At 64.8% G+C, this 23,374-nt stretch carries 21 protein-coding genes and 3 pseudogenes; 14 read left to right on the plus strand and 10 right to left on the minus strand.

Translation table 11 applies throughout. The annotated features are described in order from the left end of the window. Positions 1-144: 144 nt before the first annotated feature. Positions 145-894 carry an SGNH/GDSL hydrolase family protein gene (locus tag ALC15_RS07225; protein WP_157860873.1) on the minus strand — a complete coding sequence of 250 codons (750 nt, stop codon included), beginning with the start codon at positions 892-894 and terminating at the stop codon, positions 145-147. A 66-nt stretch (positions 895-960) separates the two neighbouring features. On the opposite strand from ALC15_RS07225, the gene ALC15_RS45420 reads away from it, so the two are divergent. Next, positions 961-1,260, plus strand: a complete 300-nt coding sequence (locus ALC15_RS45420; RefSeq protein WP_157860874.1) for a hypothetical protein — start codon at positions 961-963, stop codon at positions 1,258-1,260. A 177-nt stretch (positions 1,261-1,437) separates the two neighbouring features. Here ALC15_RS45420 and ALC15_RS07230 read toward each other — a convergent pair whose 3' ends face one another. Continuing rightward, positions 1,438-1,986: a cupin domain-containing protein gene (locus tag ALC15_RS07230; RefSeq protein WP_018273259.1), complete on the minus strand. Its 549-nt coding sequence runs from the start codon at positions 1,984-1,986 to the stop codon at positions 1,438-1,440. A 196-nt stretch (positions 1,987-2,182) separates the two neighbouring features. Between ALC15_RS07230 and aptA the strand changes: the two are divergent. Both aptA and ALC15_RS07240 read left to right on the plus strand, forming a co-directional pair. Further along, positions 2,183-3,462, plus strand: a pseudogene (gene aptA / locus ALC15_RS07235) (omega-aminotransferase AptA). 101 nt (positions 3,463-3,563) lie between these two features. Continuing rightward, positions 3,564-4,829 (plus strand): D-amino acid dehydrogenase, encoded by a 1,266-nt coding sequence (locus tag ALC15_RS07240; protein WP_050626642.1) that lies wholly within the window; start codon positions 3,564-3,566, stop codon positions 4,827-4,829. A gap of 24 nt (positions 4,830-4,853) precedes the next feature. On the opposite strand, the pseudogene ALC15_RS07245 reads toward ALC15_RS07240, so the two are convergent. Further along, a pseudogene (locus tag ALC15_RS07245) lies at positions 4,854-7,984 on the minus strand (multidrug efflux RND transporter permease subunit). Positions 7,985-8,172: 188 nt separating this feature from the next. On the opposite strand from ALC15_RS07245, the gene ALC15_RS44085 reads away from it, so the two are divergent. Then, positions 8,173-8,349: a hypothetical protein gene (locus tag ALC15_RS44085; protein WP_157860875.1), complete on the plus strand. Its 177-nt coding sequence runs from the start codon at positions 8,173-8,175 to the stop codon at positions 8,347-8,349. 99 nt (positions 8,350-8,448) lie between these two features. Here the strand turns inward: ALC15_RS44085 and ALC15_RS07250 are convergent, their stop codons facing one another. Next, positions 8,449-9,066 carry a TetR/AcrR family transcriptional regulator gene (locus ALC15_RS07250; RefSeq protein ID WP_050626643.1) on the minus strand — a complete coding sequence of 206 codons (618 nt, stop codon included), beginning with the start codon at positions 9,064-9,066 and terminating at the stop codon, positions 8,449-8,451. A 153-nt stretch (positions 9,067-9,219) separates the two neighbouring features. Here ALC15_RS07250 and ALC15_RS07255 point away from each other — a divergent pair, with 153 nt between their 5' ends. From ALC15_RS07255 to ALC15_RS07265, 3 genes are read left to right on the plus strand one after another with little or no spacing between them, the layout of a single operon-like run. After that, the gene (locus ALC15_RS07255) at positions 9,220-9,717 is read left to right on the plus strand and encodes a (2Fe-2S)-binding protein (RefSeq protein ID WP_050626644.1); all 498 of its coding nucleotides are present in this window, start codon (positions 9,220-9,222) and stop codon (positions 9,715-9,717) included. Then, positions 9,714-10,760, plus strand: coding sequence for an FAD binding domain-containing protein (locus tag ALC15_RS07260; RefSeq protein ID WP_050626645.1), 1,047 nt, complete (start codon positions 9,714-9,716; stop codon positions 10,758-10,760). The genes ALC15_RS07255 and ALC15_RS07260 overlap by 4 nt, the downstream gene beginning before the upstream one ends. Positions 10,761-10,763: 3 nt before the next feature. Further along, positions 10,764-13,034 (plus strand): xanthine dehydrogenase family protein molybdopterin-binding subunit, encoded by a 2,271-nt coding sequence (locus ALC15_RS07265; protein WP_050626646.1) that lies wholly within the window; start codon positions 10,764-10,766, stop codon positions 13,032-13,034. Positions 13,035-13,199: 165 nt separating this feature from the next. On the opposite strand, the gene ALC15_RS07270 is transcribed toward ALC15_RS07265, so the two are convergent. Continuing rightward, positions 13,200-13,865, minus strand: a complete 666-nt coding sequence (locus tag ALC15_RS07270; RefSeq protein WP_094193739.1) for a cupin domain-containing protein — start codon at positions 13,863-13,865, stop codon at positions 13,200-13,202. Between the two features lie 164 nt (positions 13,866-14,029). Between ALC15_RS07270 and ALC15_RS07275 the strand changes: the two are divergent. From ALC15_RS07275 to ALC15_RS07290, 4 genes and pseudogenes are all read left to right on the plus strand, one after another. Beyond that, positions 14,030-14,796, plus strand: a pseudogene (locus ALC15_RS07275) (ABC transporter substrate-binding protein). A 167-nt stretch (positions 14,797-14,963) separates the two neighbouring features. Further along, positions 14,964-15,617, plus strand: coding sequence for an amino acid ABC transporter permease (locus ALC15_RS07280; RefSeq protein WP_050626647.1), 654 nt, complete (start codon positions 14,964-14,966; stop codon positions 15,615-15,617). Then, positions 15,614-16,345, plus strand: coding sequence for an amino acid ABC transporter ATP-binding protein (locus tag ALC15_RS07285; RefSeq protein WP_050626648.1), 732 nt, complete (start codon positions 15,614-15,616; stop codon positions 16,343-16,345). The genes ALC15_RS07280 and ALC15_RS07285 overlap by 4 nt, the downstream gene beginning before the upstream one ends. A 13-nt stretch (positions 16,346-16,358) precedes the next feature. Next, the gene (locus ALC15_RS07290; RefSeq protein WP_050626649.1) at positions 16,359-17,651 is read left to right on the plus strand and encodes an NAD(P)/FAD-dependent oxidoreductase; all 1,293 of its coding nucleotides are present in this window, start codon (positions 16,359-16,361) and stop codon (positions 17,649-17,651) included. 21 nt (positions 17,652-17,672) lie between these two features. On the opposite strand, the gene ALC15_RS07295 is transcribed toward ALC15_RS07290, so the two are convergent. Beyond that, positions 17,673-18,212: a MarR family winged helix-turn-helix transcriptional regulator gene (locus ALC15_RS07295; protein ID WP_094193740.1), complete on the minus strand. Its 540-nt coding sequence runs from the start codon at positions 18,210-18,212 to the stop codon at positions 17,673-17,675. A gap of 162 nt (positions 18,213-18,374) precedes the next feature. Between ALC15_RS07295 and ALC15_RS41670 the strand changes: the two genes are divergently transcribed. The 3 genes from ALC15_RS41670 (at position 18,375) to ALC15_RS07310 (ending at position 20,387) form a co-directional block, all read left to right on the plus strand. Then, on the plus strand, positions 18,375-18,842 hold the full coding sequence (locus ALC15_RS41670; protein WP_094193741.1) for a putative quinol monooxygenase: 468 nt from the start codon (positions 18,375-18,377) through the stop codon (positions 18,840-18,842). 101 nt (positions 18,843-18,943) lie between these two features. Beyond that, the gene (locus ALC15_RS07305) at positions 18,944-19,417 is read left to right on the plus strand and encodes a cupin domain-containing protein (RefSeq protein WP_128089466.1); all 474 of its coding nucleotides are present in this window, start codon (positions 18,944-18,946) and stop codon (positions 19,415-19,417) included. A gap of 34 nt (positions 19,418-19,451) precedes the next feature. Continuing rightward, positions 19,452-20,387 carry a glutathione S-transferase family protein gene (locus tag ALC15_RS07310; protein ID WP_050626653.1) on the plus strand — a complete coding sequence of 312 codons (936 nt, stop codon included), beginning with the start codon at positions 19,452-19,454 and terminating at the stop codon, positions 20,385-20,387. Positions 20,388-20,496: 109 nt separating this feature from the next. Here ALC15_RS07310 and ALC15_RS07315 read toward each other — a convergent pair whose 3' ends face one another. The 4 genes from ALC15_RS07315 to ALC15_RS07330 form a co-directional block, all read right to left on the minus strand. Continuing rightward, positions 20,497-21,366 (minus strand): alpha/beta hydrolase family protein, encoded by an 870-nt coding sequence (locus tag ALC15_RS07315; protein WP_244485978.1) that lies wholly within the window; start codon positions 21,364-21,366, stop codon positions 20,497-20,499. 124 nt (positions 21,367-21,490) lie between these two features. Then, the gene (locus ALC15_RS07320; protein ID WP_063781797.1) at positions 21,491-21,892 is read right to left on the minus strand and encodes a PaaI family thioesterase; all 402 of its coding nucleotides are present in this window, start codon (positions 21,890-21,892) and stop codon (positions 21,491-21,493) included. Beyond that, complete coding sequence (locus ALC15_RS07325) at positions 21,889-22,218, minus strand: NIPSNAP family protein (protein ID WP_050626655.1); 330 nt, start codon at positions 22,216-22,218, stop codon at positions 21,889-21,891. Before ALC15_RS07325 ends, ALC15_RS07320 begins: the two co-directional genes overlap by 4 nt. 290 nt (positions 22,219-22,508) lie before the next feature. Beyond that, positions 22,509-23,363 carry an enoyl-CoA hydratase-related protein gene (locus tag ALC15_RS07330; protein WP_050626656.1) on the minus strand — a complete coding sequence of 285 codons (855 nt, stop codon included), beginning with the start codon at positions 23,361-23,363 and terminating at the stop codon, positions 22,509-22,511. Between the last annotated feature and the right edge of the window lie 11 nt (positions 23,364-23,374).

The following is a 23,374-nucleotide window of genomic DNA, read 5'->3' on the forward strand; positions in this document are numbered from 1 at the left end:
CTGCGCTGCATTAGTTGCTGGCTGCGAGACTTTGGTTCAGGGCAATGCGCAACTCGCCCTGTGGGCCAGGCGGAGGCGTGCTTCGTCACTCAGACCCGGCGCGGTTTCCGCGCCGACAAGACCGAACCGGCGTTCGCTGCAAACCTACGCCGCGGCGCGCGAGGGGAGATAGACCCTGGCGACCGACTTCTGAAGCGTCGTTACCGTCGCGGCATCGATCGCCTTGGCGAACTTGGCGGCGATTTTCCTTGCTGCGGCGTCATTGCCGTGGAGTTCATCATACCACTCGGCTTTTCCGATCGTTCCACGGAGGTCGAGGTAAATGAACAGATCCTTGTATTTCGATGCGAGTGCTTTCAGCCTGACATTGTACGCGTCGATCATCAAACGAACGATGGCTTGGCACAGGCCGGCGTTGAAGGTGGGATCGAGACCCTGCGATTGCATCGGCGATCCGAGCCACTCTCCTTGGGGGCGCGGAATCGCGTAGTCGTATCCGTGCATGATGATCTTCTTGTTGGCGTGGCGCGCGGCCATTGGGCGGATCAAGCCCAGCTCGAGATTGGAGACGACCACCTCCAGATTGTCGAAGAACCCCTGCTTGACGTAGTACGGTGCGTCGCTTGGCTTGGTGTGGTCGACATCAAACATGTTGAGAAACGTGGCCAGCCCGCCGTTACCGATGATGTCGTTGCCGCCGGCCGAGAAGAGCAGCAGATCGTCGCCGCCGTCGATATACGGCCAGAACCGGCCGGCCAGCAGCATTTGGTCGAGCGTGTCGCCCCAGTGGGCGAGGTTCGTGATCGCGTAGCCCAATTGCTGCAGGTAATCGATGCAGGTGTTCGGGAACGGAAATATCTGGGGGAGCCGGAACCAGGAATCGCCTTCCGCCACGATCGGGCGAGGTGTCACGCGTCGCCGGACTGCTTTCTTCTTCCTGGCTGCCGGCGCAGCGGGAATGTGCCGGACAAGCTGGTCGGCATCGCGCGCCAGGGCTTCGAGATTCCGGACGTCGACATTGTCCGTATTGATGTAGGTGTTGAAGTCGAACGGCCGATGAGCATTGGGTTCGACCAGGAAGTAGTCGCGCGCTTCCTGGGGCGTGAGCTTGCCGGACTGGATCTTCTCGACGAGTTGATGCAGTGCAATCCGTTTTGCCATCTTGGACACTCCCCGACAAAGGCTGTGAGCAAAGGCTGGTTTGATCCGGGCGCCTTATTTGGCAAGCCGAAGGTCGTTCGAGCCCGGGGTCGTCGATGAGGCGGTCGCGGCCTTCGTGAACAAGCGCTGACGCTTTACGGTCTGCGGGAAAGATCCCGTTGTCGGCAAACTGCGACGCGCATTCTCGCCGCCGCTGTACGATCCAGAAGCAAGCAATTTGAACTAATACACCAGTAGGCGCATTATTTTATTCATGCACGCAAGGATAGTCCAGCGTCAAAACGTCGGCGGCGTGCAGGCCGAAATCACCTCGCACGGCTTGGCGCCGATGCAGCGGAAGCGGTGCGGGCGGCGGCTCTCGAAGTAATAGGCGTCGCCGGCGTTGAGCACCCGCCGCTCGTCGTCGACCGTGACCTCGAGCCGGCCCGAGACCACGATGCCGCCTTCCTCGCCCTCATGCACCAGCGGCACCCGTCCGGTGTCGCTGCCGGGCTCGTAGCGCTCTTTCAGGATCTGCAACGCCCGTCCGAACAGGCTGTCGCCGATCTGCAAATAGGAGATCGGCTTCTTGCCGATCTCGGTCAGCTCGTCGGCGCGGTAGAACGCCTTGCGCGGCCGCTCCGGCTCGATCGCGAAGAATTCCGCAAGCCCCATCGGGATGCCGTCGAGGATGCGCTTGAGCGCGCCGACCGACGGATTCATCTGGTTGGATTCGATCAGCGAGATCGTCGAATTGGTCACGCCGGAGCGCTTGGCGAGCTCGCGCTGCGACAGCTTGTGCCGCGCGCGGATGAATCGAAGCCGACCGCCGATGTCGACGCTCATGACAGGATCCCTGTTGCAGGTGTTGCGGATCGAACAAATCTTCGCAGACCGCCTCAACAAGATCAATGGCTTGCGGTGCGACAGAAAAGGACTTGTTGAGTGCCGTGAAGAGTGGTCCGACTACGCGAACCAACAATGGAGCGCCGCCGTGACCGTTCATCAGATTCCGAACACCATCAAGACCGATTCGTTCTGGATGCCCTTCACGGCCAACCGGCAGTTCAAGAAAGCGCCGCGGCTGTTCTCCTCCGCCAAGGGCATGTACTACACCTCGGTCGACGGCCGCCAGGTGATCGACGGCTCCGCCGGCCTCTGGTGCGTCAACGCCGGCCACGGCCGCCCGCAGATCGCGGCCGCGGTCGAGCGCCAGCTGTCGACGCTGGACTTCGCGCCGTCCTTCAACATGGGTCACCCGCTGGCGTTCGATTTCGCCGAGCGTCTCGCCGAGATCGCCCCGAAGGGGCTGGACCGGATCTTCTTCACCAATTCGGGCTCCGAGTCGGTCGATACCGCGCTGAAGATCGCGCTGGCCTATCACCGCGCCGCCGGCCAGCCGACCCGTACCCGTCTGATCGGCCGCGAGCGCGGCTACCACGCGTCGGCTTCGGCGGCATGTCGGTCGGCGGCATGGTCGCCAACCGCCGTCAGTTCGCGACCCATCTGCCGGGCGTCGACCACATCCGCCATACCCATGATCTCGCCCGCAACGCCTTCGCCAAGGACCAGCCGGATCATGGCGCCGAGCTCGCCGACGACGTCGAGCGGATGGTCGCGCTGCATGGCGCCGACACCATCGCCGCGGTGATCGTCGAGCCGGTGCCCGGCTCGACCGCGGTGCTGCCGGCGCCGAAGGGCTATCTGCAGCGGCTGCGCGAGCTCTGCACCAAGCACGGCATCCTCTTGATCTTCGACGAGGTCATCACCGGTTTCGGCCGCCTCGGCACCCCGTTCGCCGCCAATTTCTACGGCGTGACGCCCGACATGATGACGACCGCCAAGGGCATCACCAACGGCACCGTGCCGTGCGGCGCGGTGTTCGCCAGCCGCCAGGTCCATGACGGGCTGATGGTCGGCCCCGACAACGCCATGGAGCTGTTCCACGGCTACACCTATTCGGCGCATCCGGTGGCCTGCGCGGCGGGTCTCGCCACGCTCGACATCTACAAGGACGAGGCCCTGCTGACCCGCGGCGCCTCGATCGCCGACTACTGGCGCGACGCCCTGCACTCGCTGAAGGGCTTGCCGAACGTCGTCGACATCCGCAACCAGGGTCTGATGGGCGCGGTCGAGCTCTCGCCGCGTGACGGCGTCGTCGGCGCGCGCGGTTACGACGTGATGGTCGATTGCTTCAACACCGGCCTCTACTTCCGCATGAGCGGCGACTCGCTCGCGCTGTCGCCGCCCTTGATCGTCGAGAAGTCGCATATCGACGACATCGTCTCGATCCTGGGCGACTCGATCAAGCGCGTGGCCTGATAATTGCTAGCGAGATAATCGCTAGCTCTACAAATTGCTGTCGCCGTTGCGAAGCAGACTGGTTTCGCAGCGGCGATTGCGTTTTCGCGATGTGAGGAAAAGTGAAGGTCCTTGTTCTCGGCAGTGGCGTGATCGGCGTCACGTCGGCCTACTATCTCGCGCGCGCCGGCCATGAGGTGACGGTGATCGACCGTCAGCCGAAGCCTGCGCTCGAAACCTCCTTTGCCAATGCCGGCGAGGTCTCGCCGGGCTATTCGTCGCCCTGGGCCGGCCCCGGCGTGCCGGTGAAGGCGGTGAAGTGGCTGCTGATGAAGCACGGCCCGCTGGTGATCCGCCCGAAGCTTGATCCGGTGATGTGGTTGTGGCTGCTCAAGATGCTGCGCAACTGCACCACGGCGCGCTACGCGGTGAACAAGGCGCGCATGATCCCGATCGCGGAATACAGCCGCGACTGCCTGCAGGCGCTGCGCAACGAGATTGGCATCCGCTACGATGAGCGCGCGAAAGGCACGCTACAACTGTTCCGTTACCAGCAGCAGCTCGATGGCACCGGTGATGACATCGCGGTGCTCAAGCAGTACGGCGTGCCGTTCGAGGTGCTCGACCGCGAGGGCTGCATCGCCGCCGAGCCTGCGCTGGCCGGTGTGAAGCAGAAATTCGCCGGCGGGCTGCGGCTGCCGCATGACGAGACCGGCGACTGCCACATGTTCACGCAGGCCCTGGCGCTGGAAGCCGAGAAGATCGGCGTGCGCTTCAATTTCAATGTCGGTATCGACGGGCTGAACGCGGATGCCAGCCGCATCACCGGCGTTGCGACCAGCGCGGGCGTGATGACCGCGGACGCCTATGTCCTCGCGCTCGGCAGCCATTCGCCGCATCTCGTGCGGCCGCTCGGCATCTCGCTGCCGGTCTACCCGGTGAAGGGCTACTCGATCACGGTGCCGATCAAGGACGCCAGCGGCGCGCCTGAATCGACCGTGATGGATGAGAGCTACAAGGTCGCGATCACACGGCTCGGCGATCGCATCCGGGTCGGCGGCACCGCCGAGATCTCGGGCTATTCGACCAAGCTCTACGACGCGCGTCGCGCGACGCTGGATCACTCGCTGACTGATCTGTTTCCGCGCGGCGGCGATCTTGCCAAGGCCACCTTCTGGTGCGGCCTGCGCCCGATGACGCCGGACGGCCCGCCCGTGATCGGCGCGACGCGCTTTGACAATCTGCACCTCAACACCGGCCACGGCACGCTCGGCTGGACCATGGCCTGCGGCTCGGGCCGGGTGCTGGCCGACATGCTCTCCGGGAAGACGCCCGAGATCGACACCAAGGAGCTGTCGATCACGCGCTACGATCACAGGTTCGGGTGAGGTGTCGCGGTCGCCGGCGAACCGCTATTCGGCGGCGTTCTTCACCTGCGGTTCGGCATCGTCGTCCTGCTTGGTTGCCGTCCAGCTCGACAGCGCGTTCGAGAGCCGGTCGAGGTAGAGATACACGACCGGCGTCGTGAACAGCGTGAGCGCCTGGCTCACGATCAGGCCGCCGACCATCGCATAGCCGAGCGGCTGACGGATTTCCGATCCCGTTCCGGTGCCCAGCATCAGCGGAACGCCGCCGAGCAGCGCTGCCATCGTCGTCATCATGATCGGGCGGAAGCGCAGCAGCGCCGCCTTCCGGATCGATTCCTGCGGCGACAGATGCTCCTCGCGTTCGGCGGCGATCGCGAAGTCGACCATCATGATGCCGTTCTTCTTCACGATCCCGATCAGGAGGATGATGCCGATCAGCGCGATCAGGCTGAAATCGAACCCGAACGCCATCAGGATCGCCAGCGCGCCGACCCCGGCCGACGGCAGCGTCGACAGGATCGTGAGCGGATGGATGTAGCTTTCATAGAGCATGCCGAGGATCAGATAGACCACGACCAGCGCGGCCAGGATCAGGAGCGGCACTGAGCTCAGTGATTGCTGGAAGGCCTGCGCGGTGCCCTGGAAGCTCGAGCTGAGCGTGCCCGGGGCGCCCAGGTCGGCGACGGCGTTCTGGATCGCATCGGTGGCTTGGCCCAGTGCCATGCCTTGCGCGAGGTTGAAGCTGATCGTGGTCGCCGGAAACTGCCCCTGGTGGGCGATCGCGAGCGGGCGCACCGGAACCGTCGTCCATTTGGCGAACACGGAGAGCGGCACTTCGTCGCCGGTCGTCGGCGACTTGATGTAGAGCTTGTTGAGCGTATCGAGCTTGCCCTGCAGTTCGGGGAGGATCTCGAGGATGACGTGATAGCTGTTGAGCTGGGTGAAGTATTGCGTCACCTGGCGCTGACCGAACGCGTCGTAAAGCGTGTCGTCGATCAGTTGCGGCTGGATGCCGAAGCGCGAGGCGGTGTCGCGATCGATGGTCATCGTCAGCGTCGTGCCCTCGGTCTGCTGGTCGGTGGCGACGTCGCGCAGTTCGGGCAGGGTCTTGAGCCTAGCCAGGATCTTCGGCGCCCATTCGTTCAGCTCGGCGAGGTTGGCGTCCTGCAGCGTGTACTCGAACTGCGTCCGCGTGGCGCGGCCGCCGAGCCGGACGTCCTGCGAGGCCTGCATGTAGAGCCGCGCGCCTTCGACCGCCTCGAGCTTCGGCCGCAGCCGTGCGATGATCTGCTCGGCGCTCGCGTTACGCTCCTCGCGCGGCTTCAGCGTGATGTACATGCGGCCCGAATTCAGCGCGGTGCCGCCGCCGCCGATGAACTCGGCCATGCTGTCGACCGCGGGATCGGCCCGGACGATCCTGCTGAGCTCCTCCTGATGCCGCTTCATGTCGGCAAACGAGATATCCTGCGCCATCTGCGATACGGCGATCAGGAAGCCGTTGTCCTGTTGCGGGAAGAATCCCTTGGGGATGATCACGAACAGATAGACCGACAGGGCCACCGTTGCGAAGAAGATGCACAGCGTGGTGCGGCTCCAGCGCAGAGCCAGATCGAGGCCGCGCTCATAGCCGTGCAGCATCCGATCGAACGCCGCTTCGCTCCATTGGTAGAGCCGGCCGTGCCTGGTTTCGGCATGCGCGCGCAGGAAGCGCGATGCCATCATCGGGGTCAGCGACAGCGACACCACCAGCGAGACGAAGATCGCCATTGCCAGGGTCACCGCGAACTCGCGGAACAGCCTGCCGATCACGCCGCCCATCAGGAGCAGCGGGATCAGCACCGCGACCAGCGAGATGCTGATCGACAGGATGGTGAACCCGATCTCGCCCGCGCCTCGTAGGGCCGCGGCGAGCGGCCGCTCGCCCTGCTCGACATAGCGCGTGATGTTTTCCAGCATGACGATGGCGTCGTCGACCACGAAGCCGACCGCGATCGTCAAGGCCATCAGCGACAAATTGTCGAGCGTATAGCCGAACACCCACATCAGCGCACAGGCGCCGAGCAGCGCGAGCGGCACGGTGACGGCCGGAATCACCGTGGCCCAGAAGCTGCGCAAGAACAGGAAGATCACCATGACGACGAGAACGATGGTGATCAGCAGCGTGATCTGCACGTCCTCGACCGCCGCGCGGATCGTCAACGTCCGGTCGCTGATGATCTTGATCTTGATGGCGGGCGGAATGGCGGCGATCAGTCTCGGGAGTTGTTCCTTGATCTTGTCGACCGTTCCGATGACATTGGCACCGGGTTGCTTGAAGATGACGAGGAACACGCCGCGCTGGCCATCGGCCCAGGCGGCCTGTTTCATGTCTTCCGGCGCGGCGACGGCCCGGCCGATGTCGCGGATCCGCAACGGGCCGCCGTTGCGGTAGGCGACGATGACGTCATTCCAGTCCTTGGCATCCGGCAGCTGATCGTTGGCGTAGATCGTGTAGGCGCGGCTCGCGCCGTCGATGTTGCCTTTCGGACTGTCGGTCGTTGTGATGGCGATCTGGCCGCGGATGTCTTCCAGTGAGAGCCCCTTGGCGACCAGCTTGGCGGGATCGACCTGCACGCGAATGGCGGGCTTCTGCTGCCCGCCGATGAACACCTGGGCGACACCCGAAATCTGACTGATCTGCTGCCCGAGCTGGGCGTCGACCGCATCGCTCACGTTGATCAGCGGCAGGGTGTCGGAGGTCGCCGACAGTATCAGGACAGGCGAGTCCGCCGGGTTGACCTTGCGATAGGTCGGCGGCGACGGCAGGTTCTTGGGCAACTGGCCGCCTGCGGCATTGATCGCCGCCTGGACATCGTTGGCGGCGCCGTCGATGTTGCGGTTCAGATCGAACTGGATGGTGACCGCGGTCGACCCCAGCGAGCTCGTCGAGGTCATCTGGCAATGCCGGGAATCTGCGCGAATTGCCGCTCCAGCGGCTGCGCGACGGAGGAGGCCATGGTTTCGGGGCTGGCGCCGGGCAGGCTGGCGGAGATCTGGATGGTCGGAAAGTCGACCTGCGGCAGCGGCGCCACCGGCAGCAGCGGATAGGCGACCATGCCGACGAACAGAACGCCGGCCATCAGCAGCGAGGTGCCAATGGGGTAGCGGATAAACGGAGATGAGATGCTCTCGTTCATTTCTGCAATCCAAATGAACGGCAGGCGCATCTTTTCCCGAATGCCGGGAGTCGTCCTCGAAAGCTCGAGCGCGAACGCGCGTTTTCCTCGCCATGGCCGGTCGGCAGATCGCGGAGTTGGCCTTCGCGTCTACCTGTTTTTTGCCAGCATACTCATTCCCGGGGACGACGTGCGAATGGAAACGTCGGATGACCCATTCGACCTTCGTTCAATTGGCGGATGTTGGACAGCCGTCAAACGTGTGCTTGGCGCGTGATATATCTTATTACGATATATCTGTGCGGTTCGGCCGACTGCGATGGATCAACGAAAAGCCCGGCGCGCTGGCCGGGCTGGATCGCAAATATGAACTAGAGCAAATATGAGCTTGGACGCGTCAATGCTACGATCTAGCCGGACGCCAGGCAGATCGTCTGTGCACTTTTTCACATTTGCCGATTTCTTTTTTGACCGCGTCCGGCCAGCTATGCCTTGCGCGACGGTCTCCGGCCGGCCTTCGCCGCTGGCCGCACCCGCAAGCCGTCCACGAACACGTCCAACAGTCTGAGCGCGGTGGTCTGCCAGCCGGGCTGGTCGTGCATGTAGCACATGCCGATCAGCGCGCGCAGCACGTCCTCGGCGCTGATGTCGTCGCGGATCGCGCCGGCCGCAACCGCGCGCGATAGCAGGGTGCCGATCGCCTTGGTCAGGCGATCGAACGAATAGGCCTGCAGCTCGCTCGAGGCGGCCGCGACCAGCGCCAGCGCGGCGACCATGCCCTTCTTGGTCGCGACAAACTGGACATTGGCACGCAGCCAGCGCCGCAACGCCTCGACCGGTTCGGGCGCGTTCTGTAGTTGCTCGGCCAGATCGCCGAGCTGCTCGACTTCGCGGCGATAGACCGCCTCGTACAGCGCCTCGCGGGTCGGGAAGTGGCGATACAGCGTGCCGATGCCGACGCCGGCATGGCGCGCGACGGCCTCCAGGCTCGCCTCGCTGCCGCCGGCCGAGAACACGGCCTTGGCTGCTTCCAGCACGCGCTCGCGGTTGCGCACCGCATCGGCGCGCGGCTTGCGGACAATTTCTGGTGATGAACCGGCCATTCCTTTTTCTTTTCACCCTCCCTTGTAAACGGAGGATGCCTCCGTATATGGCGACCAGCACCGGGCCTGACAAGGCGCGCCGACCCCTGGATCGGCGGCCACGGGTTCGCGTTGCCTCGATTCAACCCGACCATACACGGATCGGAGCCCTGCATGAATCTCCCTCTCAGTCTCACCATCAACGGCGTCCGCCGGGAAATTGTCCTCGACGATCCCCGCGTCACTCTGCTCGACCTGTTGCGCGAGCGGCTCGACCTCACCGGCACCAAGAAGGGATGCGACCGCGGCCAATGCGGAGCATGCACCATCCTGGTCGACGGCCGCCGCATCAATTCCTGCCTCGCGCTCGCCGTCAGCCATGACGGCGCCGAGATCATCACCATCGAAGGCGTCGGGCGCGGCGGCGAGCTGCATCCGGTGCAGGCCGCCTTCATCGCTCATGACGGCTTCCAGTGCGGCTTCTGCACGCCGGGCCAGATCATGAGCGGCATCGGCCTGATCCAGGAGGGGCAGGCCGGCGACGATCCGGAGCGGGTGCGCGAATGCATGAGCGGCAATCTCTGCCGCTGCGGCGCCTATCAGGGGATTACCGAGGCCGTGCTCGAGGCACAGGCCGACATCAACGCTCCCAAGCAGAGGCGCTCCGCATGATGAACTTCGATTATGTCAGGCCGGCCAGTGTCGCGGATGCGATCGCGGCGGCCTCCGAGAAGGGCGCGACCTATCTCGCCTCCGGCACCAATCTGCTCGATCTGATGAAAGGCGGCGTCAGCCGGCCGAGCGTCCTCGTCGATGTGACGCGACTGCCTGGGCTCGATCGCATCGAGCGCCTCGCCGACGGTTCGCTTCGCATCGGCGCGCTGGTGCGCAATGCCGATCTCGCGCATGACGCCGAGTTCGCGCGCAACTATCCGGCGGTCGCCGAGGCGCTGCTGTCGGGCGCATCCGCCCAGTTGCGCAATGCCGCGACCGTCGGCGGCAATCTGATGCAGCGGACACGTTGCGCCTATTTCTACGACGCTGGCAGCGCCTGCAACCGGCGCTGGCCGGGCGCCGGCTGCGACGCGCTCAAAGGCGAGAATCGCCTGCACGCGGTGCTCGGCTGGAGCGAGGGCTGCATCGCAACCCATCCGTCGGACTTCTCCGTGCCACTGGTCGCGCTCGACGCCGTCGTCGAGATCGAAGGCAAGGCCGGCCGGCGCGAGCTGCCACTCGGGGAGCTGCATCGCCTGCCCGGCGAGACGCCGGAGCGCGAGACCGCGCTCGAGCGCGGCGATCTGATCGTCGCGCTGCGGCTGCCGGCCACGGCGCAAGGCTTCGCCAGGCATGCCCGCTACATCAAGGTCCGCGAGCGCACCTCCTATGCCTTCGCCGTGGTCTCGGCCGCAGCTGGCCTGCGCATCGAGGACGGCAAGATCCGCGAAGCCCGGCTCGCGCTCGGCGGCGTCGCGGCCAAGCCGTGGCGGGCGCGCGAGGCCGAGCAGGTGCTCGCGGGTGCCGCACCGGATGCGGCTGTTTATCGCGAGGCGGCGCGTGCCGCGCTGTCAGGCGCAAAGCCGTCCGGCGACAACGCTTTCAAGATCGAGCTCGCGCAGCGCATCGTCGTGCGCGCGCTCACCCTTGCTGCCAGAGGCACGCCGGACCGCATTGCCGCGCTGCCCGGCTCTCCCTTCTCGTCCGTTGCAGGAGCGTGACGCATGACGCTTGAGATCAGTCTGACCCGCGACCCCGCCCATATCCGACATGGCTCGAACATTGGCCAACCGCTAACCCGCACCGACGGCGTGCTGAAGGTCACCGGCAAGGCGCGCTATGCCGCCGACAATCATCCGCCCGGCATGGTCTATGCCGTGATCGCGACCAGCTGCATCGCGCGCGGCCGGGTCAAATCGCTCGATGTCGCCGCCGCCAAGCGCCATCCCGGCGTGATCGACGTGATGACGCCGACGCACAAGCCCGAGCTCGCGGAAGATCCCGACGCCAAGGGCAATCCGTTCGCCTTCCGCATGGAACTGTTGCAGAGCGACGAGGTGCGCTACGCCAACCAGGCGATCGCGGTCGTGATCGCCGAGACGCTGGAGGCCGCGACCGAAGGTGCCGCGCTGCTGTCGCCGCGTTACCAGGTCGAGATCTCACGCGTCGGTCTCGACGCCGGCGAGGCCTATGCACCGCCGGTGGTCGGAATCGGCAATCCTGCCGAGGTCCGTCACGGCGACATCAATGCCGGCATGGCTGTGGCATCGAAGCTGACCGACTCCACCTACGAGACCCCGGCGCAATATCACAACGCGATGGAGCCGCATGCGATCGTCGCGGTGTGGGATGGCGACCGGCTGTTCATCGATACGCCGAGCCAGGGTATGGGCTTCGCGCAGATGCGCATCGCCGGGCTGTTCGGCATTCCGCCGGCGAACATCCATATCAACAGCCCGTTCCTCGGCGGCGGCTTCGGCTCCAAGGGGCTGATCTCCGGGCCGCAGGTGCTCGGTATCATGGCCGCCAAGCTGATCGGGCGTCCGGTCAAGCTCGTGCTGCGGCGCAGCCAGATGTATGGTCCGGTCGGCCACCGTCCGCCGACCCGCCAGCGCATCCGGATCGGCACCGACGATGCCGGTGCGCTGACTGTGATCAATCATGAGGCGCGCGTCACAACCTCGAGCTTCGACGATTTCTACGAGCCAGCGGCCGACGCCTCGCACACGCTTTATGCCAGCCCGGCGATCCGCACCGCGCATGAAGCCGTGCGCGTCGACACCGGCACGCCGCTGTTCATGCGCGCGCCGGGCGAGGCCACCGGATCGATCGTGCTGGAAAGCGCGATCGACGAGGCGGCGTTCGCCTGCGGCATCGATCCGCTGGAGTTCCGGCTGAAGAACTATGCCGAGGTCGAGCCGACCACCGGCAAGCCGTTCTCCTCCAAGGCGCTGCGCCAGTGCTACGCCAAGGCGGCCGAACGTTTCGGCTGGGCGGGACGTCCGCTGCAGCCGAGGCAGATGCGTGACGAGAACGGTTTTCTGGTCGGCTGGGGCATGGGGACGGCGACCTTCCCGGCGATCATGTTCCAGGGCAATGCGCGCGCGGTGATCCGCGCCGACGGCAAGGGCGTGATGGAGACCGGCGCGCACGACATGGGGCAGGGCGCCTGGACTGCGCTTGCGCAGATCTCGGCCGATTCGCTCGGGCTTGATATCGATCGGCTGACGTTCCGCTCCGGCAGCTCCGATCTGCCCGACGCCGGCATCGCCGGCGGTTCGGGCCATACCGCAACCGTCGGCGCCGCGATCCATAACGCAGGTGCTGCCGTGATCGCAAAACTCGCCGAGCTTGCGACCTCGGATGAACGCTCGCCGCTGTTCGGCGCCGGCAACGCCGGCGTGGTGGCGCGGGGTGGACGGCTCTATCGCCGGGACGACGATGCGCGCAGCGAAAGCTTTGCCGAGATCCTGGCGCGCGCCGGCGTCGCCGAGGTCGAGGGCAGCGGCACTGGTGCGGCCGACGCGGCGGCGCAATCGCAATATGCAATGCACGCGCATGGCGCCGTGTTCGCCGAGGTCAAGGTCGATCCGGAGCTCGGCCAGATCCGCGCCACGCGGATGGTCGGTGCGTTCGCCGCCGGCCGCATCATCAATCCGCTGATGGTGCAGAGCCAGCTGCGCGGCGGCATGATCTGGGGCCTCTCGTTCGCGCTGCACGAGGAGGCGGTGATGGACCATCGTTCGGGGCGCATCCTGAACGCGAACCTCGCCGAGTATCATGTGCCGGTGAATGCCGACGTGCCGACGATGGACGTGATCATGGTCGACGAGCACGATCCGCACGTCAATCCGCTCGGCATCAAGGGCGTCGGCGAGATCGGCATCACCGGCAGCGCCGGCGCAGTCGCCAACGCCGTCTTCCATGCCACCGGCATCCGGGTGCGGAATTTCCCGATCAAGATCGAGGAAGTGGTGATGGGGTTGTCAGTTTGATGCGATAGCGAGGCGACAATCAGTGTCGTCCCGGCGAAGGCCGGGACCCATTACCCCAAATGTGAGTTGTGGCACGACGCTGGGGCCGCTTTCCCTGCGATCATCAAGACTGGTGGCAATGGGTCCCGGCCTTCGCCGGGACGACGAACGGAGAGAGCGCCGCACTTACCCCGCCGCCGTCACGCAATTCACCCAAAGCACCACGGCCCTCGCATCGGTGGCGGGATTGGAAAACCGGTGCGGCCTACGACTCGCGAAGCGGAAGCTGTCGCCCTGCTTCAGCGTCCAGGTCTCGGTATCGACAGTCAGCGTCATCTCGCCCTGGAGCACGAGGCCGGCCTCTTCGCCGTCATGGGTGTAGAACTCGTCGCCGGTGTTGCCGCCGGGGTCGAGATGCACCAGGAACAGGTTGAGGCGGCTCTCGCTGCCGGCCGGGCTCAGCAATTGCTTTGAAATGCCGGTGCGCCACAGTTTCAGCTCGGCGCGCTGCACTTCGCGGGTCACGACACCGCCGGCGCCGTCATCTTTCGGCGTCGCGCCGAACAGCGCGGCGATGCCGACGCCGAGTACGTCGGCCAAGGTCGCCAGCACGCGCAGCGACGGCGACGACAGGCCGCGCTCGATCTGGCTGATGAAGCCGATCGACAAATCGGTGCGCGCGGCAACGACCTCCAGCGACATCTGCTTGGTGCGGCGCAGGTCGCGGATGCGGCGTCCGACCGCCAGATCCATCGCCGGCTCGGCCGGCTTGCTCGGCAGTTTCTTGGCGGCGCGGCGTGCCGTCGCGGGCCTCGCTGCCGCGCCTTTGCGCATTCTCTTGCCGCCGCTCACGTCACACAGCTTCCTTCATGTGCATGAAAACCGCTTGCATTGGCCGCGGTTTCGTGACCACAATTTCATATTGGTGAAAATAGGCCGGAACGGCGTCGCCCGCAACCAAAACCGCCGATACAGCGGGCGATGCGGCGCCGGGGCCGATCTCGGGAGGTGGTGCGATGTCGTTTCAGCGTCTCGTTCAGGCCGCGGTCGCGGCGCTTGCCCTTGCCTTGAGCGCGCCGTCACAGGCGCAGCAGGTGCTCAAGGTCGCTCGACGCCGACCGGCATCCCCTTCACCTTCCTCGACACCAAGACCAATTCGATCCAGGGCATCATGGTCGATCTCGCCACCGAGATCGGCAAGGATGCCGGCTTCTCCGTGCAGATCGAGCCGATGCAGTTCTCGGCGCTGATCCCCTCGCTGACCGCAAACAAGATCGACATCATCGCCGCGGCTATGTTCGCCACCGCCGCCCGCAAGGAGGTGATCGACTTCTCCGAGCCAGTCTACACCTACGGTGAAGGCTTGGTGGTGCCGAAGACCGACACCAAGGCCTACGCCTCGCAGGAGGATCTGAAAGGCACGGTGGTCGGCGCCCAGGTCGGCACTGCGTTCGTCGATGCGCTGAAGAAGACCGGGCTGTTCAGCGAGGTCAAGGTCTACGACACCATTCCCGACATCCTGCGCGACGTGAATGCCGGCCGCCTCAAGGCCGGCTTCGCCGACTATCCGATCCTCGCCTACAATCTGCAGCAAGGCAATTTCGCCGACGTCCGCCTGGTCGAGGGTTACAAGCCCGTCACCGTCGGCACGGTTGCGATCGGCGTGCGCAAGAGCGACACCGAACTGCTCGCCAAGATCAACGCCTCGCTGGCGAAGCTGAAGGCCAACGGCACGATTGCAAAGATCCTGGAGAAATGGGGCCAGAAGGCCAACGCGTCGTGAGACCGTGATCCGTCACCCTGAGGTGCTCGCGGAGCGAGCCTCGAAGGGTCGACGGCCACCAGCCGGGGCGTGCACCCTTCGAGGCTCGCCCAGCGGCGCAAGCGCGCCGCAAGGCTCGCACCTCAGCATGACGGTCGAGCGTAACGGGACTGGATATCTCTGAGCCGATGCAAAAATTCTTCCACGACGCCGTCGAGTTCGTGCCGATCCTGTTGCAGGGTGTCTGGCTGACCATCGTCGTCACAGTCGGCTCGCTCGCGCTGTCGACCGTGCTCGGGCTGGTGTGGGCCTTGATGCGAGTGTCCGGCATCCGCATCCTCGTTTGGCTCAGCGCCGCGCTGATCAATGTGATCCGCGGCATCCCGATCATCGTGCTGCTGTTCTACATCTATTTCGTGATGCCGGATTTCGGCATCGCGCTCTCGGCGCTGCAGGCCGCGATCATCGGGCTCGGCATTGCATACTCGGCCTATCAGGCGGAAAACTTCCGCGCCGGGATCGAGGCGATCGACAAGGGGCAGATCGAGGCGGCGCAGACCATCGGCATGGGCTGGTGGCTCACCATGCGCCGCGTGGTGCTGCCGCAGGCGGTCCGGATCATCCTGCCGCCCTACGGCAACATCATGATCATGATGCTGAAGGATTCCTCGCAGGCGTCCACCATCACGGTCGCCGAGCTCGCGCTGCAGGGCAAGCTGATCGCCTCCTCGACCTTCAAGAATACCAGCGTGTTCACGCTGGTGGCGCTGATGTACCTCACCATGAGCATTCCGCTCATCCTGCTGGTTCGGCACTTCGAGAACAAGGCGAACCGCAAATGATCGAGCTCAACGACGTCCACAAGAGTTTCGGCAAGGTCGAGGTGCTGAAGGGCATCACCGCCTCGGTCGCCAAGAGCGAGGTGGTCTGCATCATCGGTCCCTCGGGCTCCGGCAAGTCGACCATCCTGCGCTGCATCAACGGGCTCGAGAGCTACGATCGCGGCGAGATCAGCGTCGAGGGCGCGCGCGTCGACAGCAATGACCGCTCGATCGTCGCGATCCGCACCCAGGTCTCGATGGTGTTCCAGCGCTTCAACCTGTTTCCGCATCGCACCGCGCTCGAAAACGTCATCGAGGGCCCGCTTTATGTGAAGAAGGAGCCGCACGAGCAGGCGATTGCCCGCGGTCGCGCGCTGCTCGCGCAGGTCGGTCTCGCCGACAAGGCCGAGGTGCACCCGCCAAAGCTCTCCGGCGGCCAGCAGCAGCGCGTCGCGATCGCCCGCGCGCTGGCGATGCAGCCGAAGGCGATCCTGTTCGACGAGCCGACGTCCGCGCTCGATCCCGAGCTGGTCGGAGACGTGCTGTCGGTGATGCGCAAGCTCGCCGACGACGGCATGACCATGGTGGTGGTCACGCACGAGATGGGCTTTGCCCGCGACGTCGCCGATCGCGTGCTGTTCATCGACGGCGGCGTGATCGTCGAGCAGGGCGCCGCCAAATCCGTCCTCAACCAACCGCAGCACCCACGCACCCAGGATTTCCTGCGCCGCGTGCTGCATCCGCTATGATCCGGTACTCTCTATGAATGCACCTGAACGTCTCCCGCTGCCCCCGAGTCTCTATGCCGACACCGCGGTGGAGGCGACGCCGACGCCACCGCTCACAACGGACAAGAGCGTGCCGGTCGCGATCATCGGCGGCGGCTTCACCGGCCTGTCGACCGCGCTGCACCTCGCCGAGCAGGGCGTGCACGCGACCGTGCTTGAGGCGCAGGAGCCCGGCTGGGGCGCCTCCGGCAACAATGGCGGGCAGACCAATCCCGGGCTGAAGCACGACCCCGACCAGATCGAGCGGGATTTCGGCGCCGATCTCGGCCGCCGCATGATCGAATTCTCCTACGGCACCACCAACTTCACCCATGACCTGATCCGCCGCTACCAGATCCCCTGCGAGGCGCGGCAGAACGGCACGCTGCGCGCCGCCTACAATGAGGCGAGTGCTGCCGCAATCGAGACCACCGCGAAACAGTGCATCCGGCGCGGCATGCCGGTGAAGCTGCTCAACGCCGCCGAGCTGCGCACGACGACCGGCAGCGACCGCTATCTCTGCGCGATGCTCGATGCCCGCGGCGGCGACCTGCATCCGCTGAGCTATGCCCGCGGCCTGGCGCGCGCCGCAATCGGAGCCGGCGTTGCCGTCCATGGCGAGACGCCGGCGCTGTCGCTGCACAGTGACGGCGGCCGTTGGCGGATCAAAACCCCGCGCGCTATCGTGCACGCCGACAAGGTGCTGATCGCGACCAATGGCTTCACCGACGATCTCTGGCCCGCGCTTCGCCGCACCATCGTGCCGGTGTTCTCGTCGATCGCGGCCACCGCGCCGCTATCCGACGAGGTCGCGCGTTCGATCATGCCAACGCGCCCGGTGCTCTACGAGAGCGGCCATATCACCGTCTACTACCGCATCGATCAGCACAACCGCCTCTTGATGGGCGGCCGTGGCCCGATGCGCTGGATCAGCAAGCCGACCGACGTCGCCTATCTGATCCGCTACGCCGAGCGGCTGTGGCCGCAGCTCAAGGGCGTCAACTGGACCCATGGCTGGAACAGCCGCCTCGCCATCACTGCCGATCATTATCCGCATGTCCATGAGCCGGCGGAGAACTTGCTGATCTCGCTCGGCTGCAACGGCCGCGGCGTTGCGCTATCGACTGCGATGGGCGCGCAACTCGCCCGCCGCCTGATCGGCGGCTCGAAGGCCGAGATCGATATGCCCGTGACCGGCATCAAGCCGATGCCGATGCACGCGTTCTGGCGGGTCGGCGTCACCGCCGCGGTGTTGACCGGGCGGGTGCGGGACAAGCTCGGGGTGTAAGAGAGATCGTCTGCGGCGCTTTCAAAGCGCCGGCTCCGTGAGCTTGACGGGCGACGGTGCGGTCTCCTTGGGCCCCGCCGAGTTCACGAAGTGGCGCAGCCGGTCCTTCAGGTCGAAAAGCTCATCCAGGGGCATGTTGAGGAAGCAGTAGAACTCGCCCAGCATCTGCTCGGTCCGCTGGCGAAGCGACACGCCCTTGGCAGTTAGATCGACAAGCACGCGCCGCTCATCGTTGGGCTGTCGCCGCCGTGTCACCAATCCCTTGGCTTCAAGACGTTTGAGCATCGGCGAGAGCGAGCCGAGGTCCATTTGCAGCGCCGAGGCCAGGTCTCCGACGCCCCGTGCTCCGCGCTCCCAAAGCACGACCAGAACCAGATACTGCGGATAGGTGACGCCAAGCTTCTTCAGGAACGGGACGAACAGCCGCGTCATGTGGTTGCTTGCACTGTAGAGCGCAAAGCAAAGGTGACTGTCGAGGCCCGGCATCTCGACCGGTGCGATGGAGCCCTGTGAAGGGCGATTCCTTGGTTCGCGTCGCGCGTTCGTCGTTCGGGTCTTCATTCCTGTCAGTCCGCTGGCACAACAAATCGTTGAGCCAAATCCTATCGTTAGCCGTCGCGTCAGCCAAGCCGAACGGGCACAATTTTCTGTGGTTACAGCATATCATACCACAAAGCATTGACTCTCGTTACTTTGTGTGCAAATTATTTGCACATCATTGACATGAGGCATCTGGCCCGCGCGCGTTCAACGGCCGGATTGCAAATGAAAACAAACAGAGAGGGGAGGAATTGCATGTCGGAAATGGATCGCCGTGCCTTTGTGGGAGCTGCCGCCATCGGTTCCGTGGCGGCCGCGGTTCTGGTTGCCTCATCGGCCGAGGCCGCCGGACAGAGCGGCTACTTCGTGATTGCGGAGATCGTCTCCAAGAAGGACAAGGCGGATGAGCTGCGCGCGCTGCTCGTTCCCTTTGCCGAAACGTCGGCCAAGGAACCGGGGTGCATCGTCTACACGTTGATGGAAGTGATCGGCGAGCCGGGCCGCTTCCTGACGTTCGAGCGCTGGAAGGACAAGGCTGCGCTCGACGCCCACATGGTCACGCCCGATATCAAGGCCATTGTGCCGAAGCTCGAGCCCGTCCTGGCCAAGCCGTTCACGCAACTCTTCCTGGATGCGCGCACCGGAGGCTGATCCGGCGTTCAATCCGCACCATCGGCGGGCCGCTGCTGCCAGCGGCCCGGAGCCGCGCTCGACTCATGACTTCAAACAAGTGATCAACGAGGGAGGAAGATATGCGTGGTCTAGTTTGTGCTGCGACGTTGCTGGCTGCACTTGCCGCCACCGTTCCAGCATGCGCCGGCGGAATCTATGTCATCGAGAACGGTCAGGGAAACAACCCGGTCGCCGTGAAGAAGGAGGCATCCGCGCTTGCAGCCGTGCCGGTGATGCCCAACGGCAAGCAGAACCAGGGCTTCAACTATGGAATGCTCTATGACCTACCCGGGGCGGCCACCCACGTCATGCGCGGACACGTCGACGCCAAAGGCTCGATTGCCGTTCACGACGGCGCGCTGCCCTACATCCTCTATGTCATCAGCGGAAGCGGCAAGCTGTCCCTGAACGACAAGGGCGGCGGGCAGATTGGTGAAGTCGCCTACAAGCCGGACGACGTAATCGTCTTTCAGCCGAATACCCTGCATGGCTGGACCAACGGCGAGACTGCGTTCGAGTTTCTCGGTGTCGAACTGCCCGCGCCGCAGAAGTAGCTCGGCTCAAGGTAAATCCCAGGGAGAGAAACCCATGTCCGAAGTCATTCTGCATCACTACCAGCTCTCGCCTTATTCGGAGAAGACGCGCCTGGCTCTGGGCCTCAAGGGCCAGAGCTGGCGCTCGGTCGAGATCCCGGTCTGGACGCCGCGTCCCAAGCTCACGCCGATGACGGGAGGCTATCGGCGCACGCCGATCCTCCAAATCGGAGCAGAGTTCTATTGCGATACGCTGCTCATACTTCAGGTCATCGAAAAGCTGGGCGGCCCGACCGCGCTTTATCCCAATGGGCAGGAGGGCCTCGCCAAGATCTTCGGCTGGTGGATCGAAAAGGGCTCCTTCCTGAACGCGGTATGCCTCACCATCGGCAATATGGGCGGAAAAATCCCGCAGGAGCTGGTCGACGAACGGCGTCCGCTATTCCGTGTCAATCTGGACCCGGACGTGCTGCTTCCGAAACGGGCGATCTATTTGCAGCGGCTCAACGCCCATCTTGCGTGGCTCGCCGAAGTTCTCGCTGATGGCCGCAAGTTTGTCCTCGGAAACGATCCTTCAGCGGCCGACTTATCGGTTTATCATCCGATCTGGTTCGCACGGCAGAATGGCGGCCCGGAGATCGCGAAGCTGATTGCTTTCGCTGATATTGTTGACCCCTGGTATGCACGCGTTGCGGCTCTTGGGCACGGCAGGCACACGGACATGACGCCAGACGAGGCGATCGAGGTTGCCCGTGGCCATCAACCGAGCGAACCCGACAGCTGGTCATCGGAAGCGCAGAATGTCGGAATTCGGCGAGGCGACTGGGTCAGCGTCACTCCCGATGACTACGGCAATCCCGTGCACGGAAACATTCTCGCATGGACACAAGATGAGATTGTGATCCGGCACGAAGACCCCTCGGTCGGCAAAGTGAATCTTCACTTTCCGAGGGTCGGCTTCGATGCGGCTCCGGTGCAGAAACCCGCCTAGGCGAATGCGATGCGAGGAGGCTTCGATATCGGTAAGACTCGATCCTCCTCCATCTGCATGCATTCCGGCGAGCCGCCGCCACCGCCGGCTCGGGGGCCAACCGCGTTCGTCATCGTGTCCCGGCGTCGCCGAGGTGCATCCTGAAGAACGCGATGGCCGCGGCGTGGAAGCGCTGATGAAAGGCGACGCGGTCGAAGCCCGGCGCGTCGGTACAAATGCCGGCCATCTTCGCTGTCTCCTCCGGCGTGCAAGTCGCGAGGAAAGAGAAGTGCTTCGCGTCCTTCACCAGGTGAAAGTCCGGTTTGGCCGGAAGCCGGTCGTTGATGGGGGCGGCACAGCATCCGGAGAGGCCGTCGGCTTTCTGCGCGGGGTCCGAGCTCCACAGTTGGATCGGAATCGTCACGGCTTTCAGATTCTCGGCCGCAAAGAACAGCACAGGATAGGGATCGACGATGACGGCGGCCTTGATCCGCGGATCATGGACGACCGGTCCGCTCGGCTTTTCTCCGCTTTCGAGTTCCTTGCAGGCGCGCAAGCTCGAGGTCTGGCAGTTCGGCAGGTCCTTGCGGAGATCGGGCTCGCCGCCAATCGCCGCGAGGGCGGTATAGCCGCCCCAGGAGAAACCGTAGAGGCCGATTCGTCCGGCGTCGATGTGAGCAGCATCGGGCCATCCCTGAAGCGCGTAGTCGATCGCGCGCTTGATGTCGGCGGGCCGTTCGACCGTAGCGGCAAGACTGTCGGTGCCGCTGGTGTCGCGTTCAGTGTCGGTCGGATGATTGAACGTCAGCACCATGAAGCCGGCATCCGCCAGCGCAGCGGCGGTGTCGTGATGCCCGCCGAGCCATCCGCGTCGTCCATGCGAGATCACGATGAGGGGAAGTTTTGTCCCGACAATCGGGCAGTCGTTCACGCCGAAGAATGTTCGGCCGCCGCGGGCATCGATCTCGCGCGGCGTCTCAGCGCGGGGACTCCATACCACCCCTCTGATCGCGGGCCCGTCACTGCTCGCGGGAACGTTGAAAGCCCGCAGTCCGGCCGCCTGTGCGGCGGAGAGGCTGAGCAAAGCCAGAGCGGACAACAGAAAGGCAGACCAACGCATCTGGCTATCGCTTGTCGAGAATTCGCAACTCGGCGGTGGCGGTGGCGACCGTTACGTTCTCCGCATCGATCAGGTCGGCTTCAACGATCATGTCGCGCCCGGTCTGCGAGACGACCTTCGCCTTGGCCGTGATCGGACCTGTGCGCGCCGGCTTGAGAAATCGCGTAGCGAGGGTCTTGGTGATCACCGTCTGTGTTGCGGGAAGGGCTGCAAGCGCGCCGAGGCCCGTGGCCGAATCCAGCATTGCGGCGAGGAAGCCGCCCTGGATCGTGCCATGCCGGTTGGTGAACGAAGGTTTCGCTTCGAAGCGGATCGAGGTGACCTCGCCGTCGAAGCCCAGCCACTCGCGTCCGAGAAGTTGCGCGCCGGGCGGTACGTCTGCACGTGCTTCACTCAATCCGGTCACCGCGCTTGCTGCTCGGCCGCTTTCGGAAACAACGGCCGGAAGAACGACCGGTCATAGCGCGTGAAGCAGCCGGTCTCCTTTGCGAAAGCGATCGCCTTCTGCACGTCCGGATCGGCGGCGGAATCCTTTCGATACTGCTCGTAGGCCGCGAGGCTCGGAAAGCTGAAAATCGCCAGCGCGACGTCGCTCGCGCCCTCGGACGGCAGGAAGTAGCCGTGATGGACGCCGCCGAACCGCGGCAGCAGCTCGAGCCACATTGCGGCATAAGCTTCGAAGTCGGCGAGCTTGCCTAGCCTGATCTCATAGCGCAGGTAGCAGGTAATCATCCGGCGGTGCTCCAATTCATCGTTGAATGAGGCTTCTCACCATAGCGCAGCGGAGGAGACGCGTCACGCGCCGCAGCGTCCGTTGGAAAGCTCGGGCAGATAGTGTCGCGAGAACGCGGATGTATGACCCATCGGCCGCGCAATACATTCGGTGTCGTCCCGGCGAAGGCCGGGACCCATTAGCACAAATGCTGATTGTTGCGCGATGTTGCAACGACGAGTCCCGCCGACAACATCTGCCGCGGAGTATGGGTCCCGGCTTTCACCGGGACGACGGTGGAGATCACGCTTCACTCCGCCGCCGGCCACCACGGATACTGACTCGGCATGTCCTGCGAGACCTTGCCGGGAAAGGCCGGCTTGCGCTTCTCGATGAAGGACTGCACGCCCTCGCGCACGTCGGCGTGGCTGCCGCGCTCGACCGACATCGGCTTGTCGATCGCGAGCAGTTCGAACGGGTCGGGTGCGCCGGCGAAGCGCCAGAGCATCTGGCGGGTCAGCGCGACCGACACCGCCGAGGTTTCCGCCGTCATCTCATGGGCGATCTGCCGCGCCCGTTCGAGCAGGGCGTCGGGCTCGACCACCTCGCTGACGAGGCCGCCGGCCTGCGCCTCGTCCGCATCGAAGGTGCGGCCGGACAGGCACCAGCGCAGCGACTGCGGCAGGCCGACGAGCTTTGGCAGGAACCAGGCGCTGCCGGCCTCCGGCACCAGCCCGCGGCGCGCGAAGATGAAGCCGATCTTGGCGCCGCGCGAGGCGATGCGGATATCCATCGGCAGCGTCATGGTGATGCCGACGCCGACCGCAGCGCCGTTGATCGCGGCGATCGAGGGTTTTCGGCAGTTGAAGATCGCCTCGACGAAGCGGCCGCTGCGCTGGCCGGCGCTTGCGAACACGCCAGCGCCGTGGCTGCCGGAGGTGTCGAAGCTGTTGGCGCCGCCGGAGACGTCCGCACCGGCGCAGAACGCGCGGCCTGCGCCGGTGACGATGATGGCGCGGACGTCGTCGTCCTGGTCAGCACGCTGAAAAGCGTCGGCGATCTCCGCGCCCATCGTGCCGGTGTAGGCGTTAAGCTTGTCCGGTCGGTTGAGCGTGACGATCATCAGGGGGCCGTCGATGTCGCATGTGATCTGCTCGTAGTTCAAGACGGCCTCCC

It is taken from the genome of Bradyrhizobium viridifuturi (assembly GCF_001238275.1).
GTDB lineage: Bacteria > Pseudomonadota > Alphaproteobacteria > Rhizobiales > Xanthobacteraceae > Bradyrhizobium > Bradyrhizobium viridifuturi.